Annotated in this window: 11 protein-coding genes; 5 read left to right on the top strand and 6 right to left on the bottom strand. The window is 65.1% G+C overall.

Annotated elements, in window-relative coordinates; genetic code table 11:
• Positions 1-224 precede the first annotated feature (224 nt).
• Positions 225-1,958, top strand: a complete 1,734-nt coding sequence (locus ACQR1F_RS15280; RefSeq protein WP_434913448.1) for an ABC transporter permease — start codon at positions 225-227, stop codon at positions 1,956-1,958.
• A gap of 14 nt (positions 1,959-1,972) precedes the next feature.
• On the top strand, positions 1,973-3,274 hold the full coding sequence (locus ACQR1F_RS15275) for an ABC transporter ATP-binding protein (RefSeq protein WP_434913386.1): 1,302 nt from the start codon (positions 1,973-1,975) through the stop codon (positions 3,272-3,274).
• 11 nt (positions 3,275-3,285) lie between these two features.
• Here the strand turns inward: ACQR1F_RS15275 and ACQR1F_RS15270 are convergent, their stop codons facing one another.
• The 6 genes from ACQR1F_RS15270 to ACQR1F_RS15245 all read right to left on the bottom strand — a co-directional run bounded on the left by ACQR1F_RS15270 (position 3,286) and on the right by ACQR1F_RS15245 (position 9,387).
• Positions 3,286-3,603 (bottom strand): cupredoxin domain-containing protein, encoded by a 318-nt coding sequence (locus tag ACQR1F_RS15270; RefSeq protein WP_316239343.1) that lies wholly within the window; start codon positions 3,601-3,603, stop codon positions 3,286-3,288.
• A 9-nt stretch (positions 3,604-3,612) separates the two neighbouring features.
• The gene (locus ACQR1F_RS15265) at positions 3,613-4,134 is read right to left on the bottom strand and encodes a DUF4142 domain-containing protein (protein WP_315800533.1); all 522 of its coding nucleotides are present in this window, start codon (positions 4,132-4,134) and stop codon (positions 3,613-3,615) included.
• A 96-nt stretch (positions 4,135-4,230) separates the two neighbouring features.
• Positions 4,231-4,917, bottom strand: coding sequence for an RNA polymerase sigma factor (locus ACQR1F_RS15260; RefSeq protein ID WP_434913385.1), 687 nt, complete (start codon positions 4,915-4,917; stop codon positions 4,231-4,233).
• An 81-nt stretch (positions 4,918-4,998) separates the two neighbouring features.
• Positions 4,999-6,624 (bottom strand): FMN-binding glutamate synthase family protein, encoded by a 1,626-nt coding sequence (locus ACQR1F_RS15255; RefSeq protein ID WP_316183146.1) that lies wholly within the window; start codon positions 6,622-6,624, stop codon positions 4,999-5,001.
• A 213-nt stretch (positions 6,625-6,837) separates the two neighbouring features.
• Entirely contained in the window at positions 6,838-8,403 is a 1,566-nt protein-coding gene (locus ACQR1F_RS15250; protein ID WP_434913384.1) for an acyl-CoA synthetase, read from the bottom strand.
• A gap of 210 nt (positions 8,404-8,613) precedes the next feature.
• Positions 8,614-9,387, bottom strand: a complete 774-nt coding sequence (locus ACQR1F_RS15245; protein WP_315715287.1) for a ferredoxin--NADP reductase — start codon at positions 9,385-9,387, stop codon at positions 8,614-8,616.
• Positions 9,388-9,675: 288 nt separating this feature from the next.
• Here ACQR1F_RS15245 and ACQR1F_RS15240 point away from each other — a divergent pair, with 288 nt between their 5' ends.
• The 3 genes from ACQR1F_RS15240 to ACQR1F_RS15230 all read left to right on the top strand — a co-directional run bounded on the left by ACQR1F_RS15240 (position 9,676) and on the right by ACQR1F_RS15230 (position 13,491).
• Complete coding sequence (locus ACQR1F_RS15240; protein WP_316216794.1) at positions 9,676-10,629, top strand: ATP-grasp domain-containing protein; 954 nt, start codon at positions 9,676-9,678, stop codon at positions 10,627-10,629.
• Positions 10,630-10,741: 112 nt separating this feature from the next.
• Complete coding sequence (locus ACQR1F_RS15235) at positions 10,742-11,881, top strand: FAD-dependent monooxygenase (protein ID WP_434913383.1); 1,140 nt, start codon at positions 10,742-10,744, stop codon at positions 11,879-11,881.
• The gene (locus ACQR1F_RS15230) at positions 11,878-13,491 is read left to right on the top strand and encodes a benzoate-CoA ligase family protein (protein WP_434913382.1); all 1,614 of its coding nucleotides are present in this window, start codon (positions 11,878-11,880) and stop codon (positions 13,489-13,491) included. Before ACQR1F_RS15235 ends, ACQR1F_RS15230 begins: the two co-directional genes overlap by 4 nt.
• The last annotated feature ends 17 nt before the right edge of the window (positions 13,492-13,508 follow it).

Here is a 13,508-nt window from a genome sequence, read left to right as displayed (position 1 = left end):
CGACTAGCCTCGTCGCGGGAACGTGAAGAGGCTGCCTGCGTATCCTTTGATAGGCCGGACCGAGAGGCCGGATCCCGACCGCTCCGCTTGATATCAAACCATCACACAGGGCACTTAGGGTGCGGATTCGGCCGGCACTGTCCGGCCGACCAGCCCTCAAGCCATGACACGGCCACGTCCGCAGCCTCCGCCGATGGTTGCGGCCGACCAGACGAGACATGCCGATGCTGCTCCGGGACATCAGGACGACCGTGCTGCGCGAAACCGTGCGCCCCAATATCTGGGACGTCGTCGCGCTGATCATCGTGGTCGGCGCGATGGTGCTGATCGTCTATGGCGGCGAGCAGACCACCCAGCCCTTGTCCGCGCTCGACACCGCCCCTGTCTCGCTCGATCCGTCCAACCTGCCGCTCTACGCGCTGCGCACCACCTTGCGCATGCTGCTCGCCATCGCGTGCTCGCTCGTCTTCACCTTCGTCTATGCGGCGCTCGCGGCCAAGAGCCGGCGCGCCGAGATCGTGCTGATCCCGCTGCTCGACATCCTGCAGTCGGTACCGATCCTCGGCTTCCTGACCTTCACCGTCGTGTTCTTCATGAACCTGTTTCCGGGCCAGGTGCTGGGCGCCGAGCTCGCCTGCGTGTTCGCGATCTTCACCAGCCAGGCCTGGAACATGACCTTCAGCATGTACCAATCGATGCGCAACGTGCCGAAGGACCTGGAGGAGGCGACGCGCAGCTTCCACCTCTCCGGCTGGCAGCGCTTCTGGCGGCTCGACGTGCCCTATGCGATGCCCGGCCTGATCTGGAATGCGATGATGTCGATGTCCGGCGGCTGGTTCTTCGTCGTGGCGTCGGAGGCGATCACGGTCGGCAACACCACCGTCACCCTGCCCGGCATCGGCTCCTATGTCGCGCTCGCCATTCAGCAGAAGGATCTGGCGGCGATCGGCGCCGCGCTGCTGACCATGCTGCTCGTCATCACCGCCTATGACCAGCTGCTGTTCCGCCCGATCGTGGCCTGGGCCGACAAATTCCGTTTCGAGCAGACCGCCTCCGGCAATCCGCCCACCTCCTGGATGCTCGATCTGTTCCGGCGCACCCGCGCCCTGCGCTCGCTGTCGATGCCGTTCGCTGCGCTCAACCGCACCTTCTCGAACCTGCGGATCAACTGGCCGAAAGCCTGGAGCGGCCCCGTGCGCCACGCGCCGCCGTCGCAGATGGTCGACGGTCTCTGGCTTGCCGTGGTCATCCTCGGCTGCGTCTATGCCGGCTGGAAGACCTATCTCTATCTCTCGGCGACGCTGGCGCTCACCGACGTCCTCACCGCGATCGGCTACGGCCTGATCACGCTGATCCGCGTCGCGGTGCTGATCGCGCTGGCGTCGCTGATGTGGGTGCCCGTCGGCGTCTGGATCGGGCTGCGGCCGAAGCTCGCCGAGCGCATCCAGCCGCTGGCGCAATTCCTCGCCGCCTTCCCGGCCAACCTCGCCTTCCCGGTGTTCGTCGTGCTCATCGTGCGCTTTCGCCTCGACGCCAATGTCTGGTTGAGCCCGCTGATGATCCTGGGCACGCAGTGGTACATCCTGTTCAACGTCATCGCCGGGGCCAGCGCCTTCCCGACCGACCTGCGCGAGGCCGCCGCGAGCCTGCATCTCGCCGGCTGGCGCTGGTGGTTCAAGGTCGTGCTGCCCGGAATCTTCCCCTATTACATCACCGGCGCCATTACCGCCTCCGGCGGCTCGTGGAACGCGGCGATCGTCGCCGAGGTCGCGAGCTGGGGTGATACCCATCTCACCGCAAGCGGGCTCGGCGCCTACATCGCTGCGGCCACCGAGCACGGCGACTTTCCGCGCGTCGTGCTCGGCATTGCCGTGATGTGCATTCTCGTCACTCTGTTCAACCGGCTGCTGTGGCGGCCGCTCTATGCCTTCGGCGAACGCCGGCTGCGGCTCGGCTGACCGGGAGAATTGTCATGCGCGACCAGGTCAAGGACTCATCGCTGATCGAGATCAAGAGCGTCAGCCGGCTGTTTCCCAAGGGCAGCGGCGAGGATCTCGTCGTGCTGGAGAAGGTTGACCTCACGATCTGCGCCGGCGAGATCGTCGGCCTGCTCGGACGCTCCGGCTCCGGCAAGTCGACGCTTCTGCGGATCATCGCCGGCCTGGTGTCGCCATCCTCGGGCGAAGCGCGCTGCCGCGGCGAGATCATCGCCGGCGCGCCCGTTGGTGTCGCCATGGTGTTCCAGTCGTTCGCACTGTTTCCCTGGCTGACCGTGCTGCAGAACGTCGAGCTCGGCCTCGAGGCGCTCGGTGTCGACAGCGCCGAGCGGCGCAAGCGCGCGCTGGCCGCGATCGACCTGATCGGTCTCGACGGTTTCGAATCCGCTTTTCCAAAGGAGCTCTCCGGCGGCATGCGCCAGCGCGTCGGCTTCGCCCGCGCGCTGGTGGTGCATCCCGACCTGCTGCTGATGGACGAGCCGTTCTCGGCCCTGGACGTGCTGACCGCCGAGACACTTCGTACCGACCTCGTCGATCTCTGGACCGACGGGCGGCTGCCGATCAAGTCGGTGCTGATGGTGACGCACAACATCGAGGAAGCGGTGCTGATGTGCGACCGCATCCTGGTGTTCTCGTCCAATCCCGGCCGCGTCGCCGCCGAGTTCAAGGTCGACCTGCCGCATCCGCGCAACCGGCTCGATCCGGCGTTCCGCCAGCTCGTCGACAGTCTCTATGCCCGCATGACGCAGCGGCCCGAGCCGAAGCTGCCGAGCACCGCCAGCGCCGGCGTCGGCATGGTGCTCAGCCACGTGTCGTCGAACTCGATCTCGGGCCTGATCGAGACGCTCGCCGGCGAACCTTATAATGGGCATGCCGACCTGCCGGTGCTGGCGGGCCATCTGCAGCTCGAGGTCGACGAGATCTTTCCCTTGGCCGAGGCGCTGCAGCTCCTGCGCTTCGCCCAGCTCAGCGAAGGCGATCTGACCCTGACCGAGGCCGGACGGCGGTTCGCGCATCAAGAGACCGACGAGCGCAAGAAGCTGTTCGCGCAGCATCTGATGGAGAACGTGCCGCTGATGGGGCTGATCCGCCGCGTGCTCGACGACCGCCCCTCGCACGCCGCGCCGGCCGCGCGCTTCCGCATCGAGCTCGAGGACTACATGTCCGAGCACTATGCCGACGAGACGCTGCACACCATCGTATCATGGGGCCGCTACGCCGAGCTGTTTGCCTATGACGAGCAATCCGAGACCTTCAGCCTGGAAAACCCGCATTGAGGCCAGCGGCGTCACGGCGCGATCGTCAGGGTCGCCTTCATGTTGGGGTGAAAGCGGCAGTAGTAGTCGACCGTGCCCGCCTTCTTGAGGACCGAACTCACCGTCTTGCTCGGCGGCAAAATGACATCGAATGCGCCATCCCGCGCCGTCGCCGTATGAGCCAGCGCATCCTTGTTGACCCATTCGACGGTGTCGCCGACCTTGGCCGAAGCCGCGGCCGGCGAGAATTCGAGCTTGTCCACCACGATCCGGATCGTGGCCGCGCGCGCCGGAACGCTCACGGCGGCGAGCACAACCATGCTCACGAGAGTGATGCGTCCCGACAGCATCGGATCGTCCTACTTCAGATCCGCCGCGACATGCTCGGCGTGCTGCTCGTGGCCCTGGAACAGCTTCAGGCCGGTCTGCAGCAACTCCTTCAGCTCGGCGTTGGTTGCGGACGGAATGAGCTGCGTCTCCAGCGCGCCGTTCACCGTCTTGTGGTAGGCGACCTCGTTGGCGATATAGGCCTTGTCGAAGGCCGCGCCCTTGAGCTTGCCGAGCTCGTCGAGCTTCTCGCTCGCCTGCTTCGACAGTGCGCGGCTGGTGTCGTTATCCTCAGGCGTGACTTTCAACTTCTTGACGAGGGCGAGGGCCTGCTTGTTGACCGCCTCGTGGTCACGCACCATGCCTTGGGCGAACTCCTTGACTTCCTTGCTCCCGGATTTGTCCAAGGCCTGCTTCGCCGCCTTGATGTCGATTTCGCCGGCTGTGTAGGCGATATGCGCGATCTGCGGATCGCTGAGCTTGGCGCCCTGCGACAGGGCGGCGCTGCTCGTGACGCAGAGCGCGACGGCGATCGTGCCGATATGCTTGAACATGGTTCTCATCTCCTGTGGCGCCGGACCTCGTGGCCGGCGGGTGAATGGCTGCACAGGGATTGGATGAAAAGCGGGAGCCGACGTTCCCGGGAATCTTCACGCCGGACGTCGAAGACGATCGAGCACGGCGTCGGTCAGCCGCTCGCAACGCAGGCCGGCGAAGGGAAACGCGTCCAGAAGGACGGGACCGATCTGCTTTTCGACGTTCTCGCGCAACATGCCGCGGGCGCGATGCAAGCGCGTCTTCACGGTCTCGGGCTTCAATCCGAGCAAGTCCGCCGTCTCGTCGATGCTCATCTCCTCGATCACGCGGGCGATGAACACCAGGCGAAACGGCTCGGACAGGTCATCGATCGCCCGTTCGACGACGGCCTGGATCTGGCGCTGCGCCACAGACTTCTCCGGATCGCTCGACGTAGCGGGAAATTGGATCACCTCGGCCCCTGGCCTGTCTTGGTGCTGCACATCCAGTTGCAGTGCGGGCCGTTGTCCGCGCAGGCGTCCCATCGCCTCGTTCATTGCGATGCGGACCAACCAGGTCGACAGGCTGGACTGGCCGCGAAACTCGTCGAGATGGGTGAGCGCCCGGACATAGGTCTCCTGCACGACGTCCTCCGCCTCACTGTCATTGCGCAGGATGCCGCGGGCGATCCGGAACAGGCGACGGTTGTTGGCCTGGAGGATGGCCCGGATGGCGGTCTCGTCCCGGGCTTTTGCCCGTCGGATCAGGTCATCCTCGCCGCTCGTCGCCGCGGAGACTGTGGTCGCTGTGGTCCAAGGCATTGTCGATCATCCAAGCTGAGCACGCGTGGCTTAGATGGAATTGGAGCCGGAAGGTTCCCAAGAACAATCACGCAAGGCGTTTTACTGCACCGCCGCGAACGTATCGGCTCGCGCCATCGCCCAGGCGTCGCGGAAGCGGACGTCCTGGGTGCCGTCGAGCAGCTCGCCAGGACGCAGCGCCGGATACAGCTTGGCAAACGAGGACACCTCAGTGGTCGACGTCCGCTGTGAGAAGTGGATCGGCCGCAGGTCCTGCGGATGTTCGAGACCGGCGGCGGCGAGCAGCTCGGCCAGCGCATGCAGGGTCGCGTGATGATAGTTGTAGACGCGGTCGAGCTTGTGCGGGACGACCAGCGCGCGAGCGCGCGTCGGATCCTGGGTGGCGACACCGGTCGGGCATCTGTCGGTATGGCAGCTCAAGGACTGGATGCAGCCGAGCGAGAACATGAAGCCGCGCGCCGCGTTGCACCAGTCGGCGCCGATCGACATCGCGCGCGCCATGTCGAACGCGGTGGCGATTTTGCCGGAGGCGCCGATCTTGATGCGGTCGCGGATGCCAAGGCCGACCAGCGCATTGTGCACGAAGCTGACGCCCTCGCGCATCGGCATGCCCAGATGGTCCATGAACTCGAGCGGCGCGGCACCGGTGCCGCCTTCATTGCCGTCGACCACGATGAAGTCGGGATAGATGCCGGTCTCCAGCATGGCCTTGCAGATCGCGAGGAATTCCCAGGGGTGGCCGATGCACAGCTTGAAGCCGGCCGGCTTGCCGCCCGACAGTCGCCGCATCTCGCTGATGAACTGCATCATGCCGATGGGCGTCGAGAACGCGCGATGCGCCGGCGGCGAGATGCAATCCTCGCCCATTGAGACACCGCGGATCTTCGAGATCTCCTCGGACACCTTGGCGGCCGGCAGCACCCCGCCATGGCCGGGCTTGGCGCCCTGGCTGATCTTGAGCTCCACCATCTTGATCTGGTCGTGGCTCGCGACCCGCGTGAACGCCTCGGGATCGAACGTGCCATCATGACGCCGGCAGCCGAAATAGCCGGAGCCGATCTCCCAGATGATGTCGCCGCCCATTTCGGCGTGATAGGGACTGAAGCCACCTTCGCCGGTGTCGTGGGCGAAGCCGCCCTTCTTCGCCCCGCCATTGAGGGCACGCACCGCATTCGGGCTCAGCGCGCCGAAGCTCATGGCGGAGATGTTGAACACCGAGGCCGAATACGGCTTGGTGCAATCCGGACCACCAATGGTGATGCGGAACTTCTCCTCCGCTTGCGGCTTGGGAGCGATCGAATGGTGCATCCATTCGTAGCCCTCGCGGTAGACGTCCTCCTGGGTGCCGAACGGGCGCTTGTCGAGCTCCATCTTGGCGCGCTGATAGACCACCGCGCGGGTGTCGCGCGAGAACGGCATGCCGTCCTTTTCGCTCTCGAAGAAATACTGCCGCATCTCGGGCCGGATCTCTTCGAGCAAGAACCGCATATGTGCCGAGATCGGATAATTGCGGAGCACTGCGTGGCTCTTCTGCACGAGATCGCGGATGCCGAGCAGGGTGAGCGCACCGAAGATCAGCAGCGGGATCAGGACGAGATCGAAGATCTTGCGGTCGTAGATGCCGAGGATCAGCAGCAAAGCGGTCGCCGTGGCGCAGATCGTCAGCACGATGAAGCGCGGCGAAAACGGGAGCAGCAGCGTATCCATGGGAGGCCTCGGGGCAGCTCGTGGAAGATCCGGTGTCACGATAGTACTGATATCGCGAAGCAATCGTTACACAAGCGCGCGCAATCGGCCATCGATGATATCACAACGTCGATAGCCCTAGGCTATCGGCTGCGGCACTGCGAGATCGGTCCGCAGCGCCGTAGCGGCCTCGGCGCCTCCCCGCCGAGACACGCGATCGCCAAAGGCAGCTGCTTACCCCTCCGCAAACAGCCCCGAATGCGCCTCGCGCAACTGACGCTTCAAGAGCTTGCCGCTGGGATTCTTGGGCAGCGCATCGACAAACACGATCCGCTTCGGCGTCTTGAAGGTGGCGAGCCGTGCCGAGGCCTGCTTGAGCACCGCCTCCTCGGTCAGCTCGCAGCCGGACTTGACCACAACCATCGCCACGACCGCCTCGACCCAGCGTGGATGCGGCAGGCCGACGACGGCGACCTCCGACACTTCCGGAATCAGATACAGCGCCTCCTCGACCTCGCGGCTGGCGACGTTCTCACCGCCGGTCTTGATCATGTCCTTCTTGCGGTCGACGATGGTGATGTAGCCTTCGTCGTCGATGGTCGCGAGATCGCCGGAATGAAACCAGTCGCCCTGGAAGGCGGCGGCGGTGCGCTCGTCGTCGTGGAAGTAGCCGAGCATCAGATGCGGCGAGCGGTGCACGACCTCGCCGACCTGTCCCGGCGCAACATCATTCATCTCATCATCGACGACCCGGGTCTCGACGTTGAGCACGGCGCGGCCGCAACTGCCCGGCTTGCGCAATTGATCGTCGGGTCCGAGCATCGTCGCCAGCGGCGCGATCTCGGTCTGGCCATACAGATTCCACAGACGCACCTTCGGCAGCCGCTGCGCCAGCTCGCGCAGCACCTCGACCGGCATGATCGAGGCGCCGTAATAGCCCTTGCGCAAAGTGGACACGTCGGTGGTCTCGAACAGCGGCGAGCGCAGAATCGAGATCCACACCGTCGGCGGCGCGAAGAATGAGGTGATGCGATATTTCGCGATCAGCGGCAGCAGATTGTCCGGCGTCGGAAACGCGGTGATGATGTTGGTGGCGCCGACATAGATCGACGGCCCGAAGAACACGTCGAGCTGCGCGCAGTGATACAGCGGCAGCGCGTGGAGGGTGACATCGTCGGCGGAAATGCCGGCATCGACGATACAGCTGACATACTGCCAAATGACGGCGTCATGGGTCAGCATCGCGCCCTTCGGCAGCGACTCCGTGCCGGAGGTGTAGACGATCTGCGCGACGTCGCCTCCGGCGATCTCGGCGGCAGGCACCGTCGCCGTCGAGGCCGCGAGCTCGGCAAAATCGATCATGTCGGCCTGCCGCTCGCTCGAACCTTCCGACGGCAGCCAGATCAATTGCTCGACCGCCGGCACCAGCGCCTTGGCAGCACGTGCCACGCCGGCAAAGCCGCTGTCGGTCGCGAGCAGCCGCGCGCCCGCATGCTTGAGGATGTAGGCGACCTCCTCCGGCTTGAGCATGAAATTGATCGGCACCAGGACAGCGCCGAGCCGCGCCAGCGCGAAGCGCAGGGCGGCAAAGGCATGAGAGTTGCGCGCGAGGATGGCGACCCGCTCGCCCTTGCCGACGCCGCGCGCGGCGAGGCCGGCCGCGAGGCGGTCGACGATGGCGTTGAACTCGGCGTAGGTCCAACGCGTATCGCCGCAGATCACCGCCGTCTTGCCTGGTGTGCGCGCCGCGCTCCGCCGCAGGAGGTCACCGAGCGTCTGTCTGCGAACGATGGAATCCATGGCCGTACCCCTCATTGTATCGGGGATGGCCGCCGCTCGGGCAATCCAAGTCCCCTCCCTGTGTCGCGCCGGACGTCTGCAGGTCCGGTCTTGCTGCCGAAAATCGCACGGCCGCTTCGAAACGCGCAAGGAGGATATTGCCAACGAAAAGAGCGCCCCGATTGCGTCGAGGCGCTCTTTCGAAAGTGTCAAAGTCGGAAGCTTGGCGGCTCAGCGCTCGACGAACGCTTTCTCGATCACGAAATGGCCGGGTTCGTTGCCGCTGCCTTCGAGGAAGCCGCGGGATTCGAACATGGTCTTGAGCTCCTCCAGCATCGCCGGGCTGCCGCACATCATGATGCGGTCCTTGGCGATATCGAGCTCATGCTGGCCGATATCGTTGAACAGCTGCTGCGACGAGATCAGGTCGGTGATGCGGCCGCGGTTGCGGAACGGCTCGCGGGTGACGGTCGGATAATACTGCAGCTTGCCGTCGAGCAGCTCTCCGAACAGCTCGTCCTCACGCAGCTTCGCGACGACGCTCTCGCCATAGGCAAGCTCGGCGACCTGGCGGCAGCCGTGGACCAGCACGATGCTCTCGAACCGCTCGTAGACGTCGGGGTCCTTGATCAGGCTGGCGAACGGGGCAAGGCCGGTGCCGGTCGACAGCAGCAGCAGCCGGCTGCCGGGCAGCAGGTTGTCGGGGATCAGCGTCCCGGTCGCCTTGCGGCCGACCAGGATGGTGTCGCCTTCCTTGATCTTCTGCAGCCGGGAGGTCAGCGGACCGTCCTGCACCTTGATGCTGAAGAACTCGAGTTCCTCCTCGTGATTGGCGCTCGCCATGCTGTAGGCGCGCAGCAGCGGCCGGCCCTCGACCTCAAGGCCGATCATCGCGAACTGACCATTCTGGAAGCGGAAGCCCGCATCGCGGGTGGCTCGGAAGGAGAACAGGGTGTCCGTCCAGTGGTGAACGGAAAGAACTTTCTCTTTATAGAACGCGCTCATGTCGTTTGTTTTTTCACGTGGGCTGAAGTTGGAAGAAACAAGTCGTGACGGAGGCAGGACCGCAAAAACCCTATAGATCCAGCGATTTCGGCGCCTGATGTACGTGAAAACAGCGAATAATCAACCCGCGTGGACGCACCATTGATCACGATCAAATGCATGCCGGCTGATGCCCGGAATCGCCTCGATCGGCCGTTCATTCGTACACAAACGATGTGGGTAATTTACTTGCCGAGATTCCGATTTTCCAGCACTTTAATTCCGCATCTCCGGCCCAATCCTTGAGCAATGATTAACCATCCGCAGACCCAGCTCGCCGCCATCACCCGCTATTGCGTCGAACGAGGCATCGCGCTCGACGTGCGGGAGGACGGCTGGTTGCTGGTGCTCGAGGATGCCACCCGGCGTCACCTGATCTTCGGCTATGATCTCGGCCTGAACAGTGCGGTGGCGCACAGACTGGCCTGTGACAAGGCGGCGACCTCGGCGCTGCTGAGAGCCGACGGGATTGCCGCGGTTCCACACGCATTCTTTCTGGCGCCGGTCCTTGGCGGCCAGTCCGGCCAGACGGCCGAGGCCGTGCTGGCGCTGCTCGAAACGCATCCGCGCGGGCTGGTGGTCAAGCCCAACGAGGGCACCTCGGGGCGGTCGGTGGTCCGCGTCACGGCGAAGGATGACCTGCTGCGCGCAGTGAACGGCATCTTCGAGACCGACGCGAACGTCGCGATCGCGCCGCTCATGGACATCATCGACGAAGTCCGGGTCGTGCAGCTCGATGACGCAGCCATGATCGTCTATCGCAAGCAGCGCCCCATCGTGATGGGCGATGGCGTCAAGTCGCTCCGCGACCTCGCGCTGGCGGCCACTCCGGCCGCGGGACACGCGCAACTCCTGCGGCGCCTCGACGCGGAATTCGACGCGTCTGCGCTGCGCGCCGTCGTGCCGCGTGGCGAGCAGCGCCTGCTGAGCTGGCGCCACAATCTCGAATTCGGGGCTCAACCCGAGCTGCTCGAACCCGGCGCGCAACGGGACCTCTGTGCTGCCCTCGCCACCGCGGCGGCGCGCGTCATCGGCATCCGCTACGCATCGGTCGACCTCGTGCTGGCCGATGGACGCTGGCAGGTGCTCGAAATCAATTCGGGCGTGAAGATGGAGGCGCTCGGCCGGCATGCGCCGGAGCTGGTCGAGAGCACTTATTTCGCCGCGCTCGACACCATCTTCGGCAGAGGCCCACCGAAATGACGCGCGGCCGGCGGCCCGATCTCCAGCAATAAGATTTCTCTGGCCTCGATCAGGATGAGGGATTAGTCTCCGGTCCAAAATAAACAGTATACTGTCAATATGGAGGACGTCCTTGCGCATCGCCGTGCTCGGCGGCGGCCCTGGCGGGCTGTATTTCGCCTATCTCTGGAAGAAGCGGCACCCCGCCGCCGTGGTCGATCTGTTCGAGCAGAATCCGGCTGGAGCGACCTGGGGCTTTGGCGTCGTGTTCTCCGACCAGGCGCTTGAATTCCTGCGCGCCGACGATCCCGACACCGTGGACGCGATCGCGCCGCGCATGGAGAGCTGGCGCAACATCACGCTCAATCTGCGCGGCGAGACCGTCGAGATCGACGGCGTCGGCTTTTCCGCGATCGGCCGGCTCGAGCTGTTGAAGCTGCTGCAGGCCCGCGCCGAGAGCGTCGGCGTCGTCGCCCGCTACGGCACGACCGTCCAGTCGCTGGACCAGCTCGCAGGCTACGATCTGATCGTCGCTGCCGACGGGCTGAACTCGCTGGTCCGCCGCAGCTTCGAAGGCGATTTCGGCTTCTCCGTGTCCTACTCCAGCAACAAGTTCGCCTGGTACGGCACGTCGAAGACATTCGCGACGCTGTCGCAGACCTTCGTCGCGACCGACCACGGCAGCTTCAACGCGCACCATTATCGCTATGCGCCGGACATGAGCACGTTCCTGGTGGAATGCGATCGCGCCACCTGGCACGCCTATGGCTTCGCCGAGATGTCGGTCGATGAATCCCGGCGCGTCTGCGCGCAGGTGTTTGCCGCCACGCTCGATGGTCACGCGCTGGTCTCCAACCGATCGGTATGGCGCAATTTCCCCTGGGTCTGGAACGAGCACTGGTGGCACCGGAACATGGTGCTGATCGGCGACGCGCTGCATACCGCGCACTTCTCGATCGGCTCCGGGACGCGGCTGGCGATCGAGGACGCGATCGCGCTCGCCAAGGCGCTCGATGCCGAGAGGAGTCTCTCCGACGGCCTCGCCCGCTATCAGGCCGAGCGGCAGCCAATCGTGAAGAAGCTGGTGACGGCGGCCCGGACCAGCAGCGACTGGTATGAATCCTTCCCGGCCCACATGACGCTCGGCCTGTTGGATTTCGCCTACAGCTATATCACCCGGTCCGGGCGCATCGATGATTCCAGGCTGCGGGCGATGGCCCCGCAATTCATGGCCCGCTACGAGGCAGCTCGGCGCACGGGAGCGCACGGATGACGAACGAGATCGCCGACAAGGTTCCGCGCGACAGCGCCGGCGCGCGCGAGATCGGCTTCGCGATTCCCGCCCGCTACAATGCCAGCCGTGTGCTGTTCGACAATCTCGCCAGAGGCAACGCCGACAAGGCTGCGCTGATCGGTCCCGCCGGCCAGCGCAGCTATGCCGAGCTGTGTGCCGACGCCTGCCGTTGGGGCAACGGCTTCGCCGCGCTCGGGCTCAGCCGCGGCGATCGTGTCCTGCTGTTCCTCGACGATACACCGGCCTATCCGGCCGCGTTCTTCGGCGCAGTGCGCGCCGGCTTCGTGCCGCTGCTGATCAACACGCTGACGCCGCCGGATCTGCTGCAATTCTATCTGGCTGATTCCGGCGCCAAGGTCGCGGTCGCCGACGCCGAGTTTGCCGCACGGTTCGACGCCCAGGCCTGCGCCGAGACCGCGCTGCGCACGCTGGTCGTCGTCAATGGCGAGGCGCCGGCCACCGCCGTCGCGACGACGGTCGCGGCCGATGCCTGGCTGCCCGACTTCACCGATGAGCTGGCGGAGGCCGACACCCACCGCGACGAGATGGCGTTCTGGATGTACTCGTCCGGCTCCACCGGTCGCCCCAAGGGCATCGTCCATCTGCAGCACGACATGGCCTATAGCGAGCAGGCGTTCGCGCGCAACGTGCTGCAGCTGACGCCGGACGACATCTGCTTCTCGGTGCCCAAGATCTTTTTCGCCTACGGTTTCGGCAACGCGATCACCTTTCCATTCTCGGCCGGAGCGACGACGCTGCTGCTGCCCGGCCAGCCGAAACCCGCCGCCATCTTCGATGCGATCAGCCGCTTCCGTCCCACCGTGTTCTTCGGCCTGCCGACGCTCTACACCGCGCTCACCAAGGCCGAGGGTGCGAAGGAGGCGGACTTCTCGTCACTGCGGCTCGCGGTCTCCGCGGCCGAGGTGCTCTCGGCCGAGGTCTTCAACGGCTGGAAGAGCCTGACCGGCCTGGAGATCGTCGAAGGCCTCGGCTCGACCGAGGTGCTGCACGTCTATCTCTCGAACCGCGAGGACCGCAAGAAGCTCGGCGCCGCCGGACTGCGCGTCCCCGGCTACGAGATCGCGCTGCGCGACGGCGAAGGACGCGAGGTCGCCACCGGCGAAGAGGGCATTCTCTGGGTACGCGGCGACTCGAACACGCCGCTCTACTGGAACCGTCCGGACAAGACCGCGGAGACGATCCGCGATGGCGGCTGGATCTACACCGGCGACCGTTTCGTGCGTGATGCCGACGGCTTCCATTTCTTCCGCGGCCGCGCCGACGATCTGGTCAAGATCTCCGGACAATGGGTCTATCCGCTCGAAGTCGAGCTCTGCCTCGCCGAGCATCCCGATATCCGGGAGTGCGCCGTGTTTGCGCACGAGTTGCCGGATCGTCGCATGAGCCTGAAGGCCGTGGTGGTCACCAACGGCAGATCCAGGGACGAGCCCGCAACCGTCAAGGCGCTGCAGGATTACGTGAAAACGAAGCTGCTGCCTTACAAATATCCGCGCGAGATCGTGTTCCTCGACGAGTTGCCGAAGACAGGCACGGGCAAGATCGATCGCCAGGCGGTGATGCGGCTGTGAATCGACGCCGTCCGCCC

Source organism: Bradyrhizobium sp. HKCCYLS3013 (assembly GCF_051167615.1).
In the GTDB taxonomy this organism is placed as follows: domain Bacteria; phylum Pseudomonadota; class Alphaproteobacteria; order Rhizobiales; family Xanthobacteraceae; genus Bradyrhizobium.
Note: the sequence above shows the minus strand (reverse complement) of the source record. Positions and strands in the feature narration are given on the sequence as shown.

Bases quoted from the DNA above. Each gene is read 5' to 3' on its own strand.
- ACQR1F_RS15280 (WP_434913448.1), top strand. From the start codon at position 225: ATGCTGCTCCGGGACATCAGGACGACCGTGCTGCGCGAAACCGTGCGC.
- ACQR1F_RS15275 (WP_434913386.1), top strand. From the start codon at position 1,973: ATGCGCGACCAGGTCAAGGACTCATCGCTGATCGAGATCAAGAGCGTC.
- ACQR1F_RS15255 (WP_316183146.1), bottom strand. From the start codon at position 6,624: ATGGATACGCTGCTGCTCCCGTTTTCGCCGCGCTTCATCGTGCTGACG.
- ACQR1F_RS15260 (WP_434913385.1), bottom strand. From the start codon at position 4,917: ATGCCTTGGACCACAGCGACCACAGTCTCCGCGGCGACGAGCGGCGAG.
- ACQR1F_RS15265 (WP_315800533.1), bottom strand. From the start codon at position 4,134: ATGTTCAAGCATATCGGCACGATCGCCGTCGCGCTCTGCGTCACGAGC.
- ACQR1F_RS15270 (WP_316239343.1), bottom strand. From the start codon at position 3,603: ATGCTGTCGGGACGCATCACTCTCGTGAGCATGGTTGTGCTCGCCGCC.
- ACQR1F_RS15245 (WP_315715287.1), bottom strand. From the start codon at position 9,387: ATGAGCGCGTTCTATAAAGAGAAAGTTCTTTCCGTTCACCACTGGACG.
- ACQR1F_RS15240 (WP_316216794.1), top strand. From the start codon at position 9,676: ATGATTAACCATCCGCAGACCCAGCTCGCCGCCATCACCCGCTATTGC.
- ACQR1F_RS15250 (WP_434913384.1), bottom strand. From the start codon at position 8,403: ATGGATTCCATCGTTCGCAGACAGACGCTCGGTGACCTCCTGCGGCGG.
- ACQR1F_RS15230 (WP_434913382.1), top strand. From the start codon at position 11,878: ATGACGAACGAGATCGCCGACAAGGTTCCGCGCGACAGCGCCGGCGCG.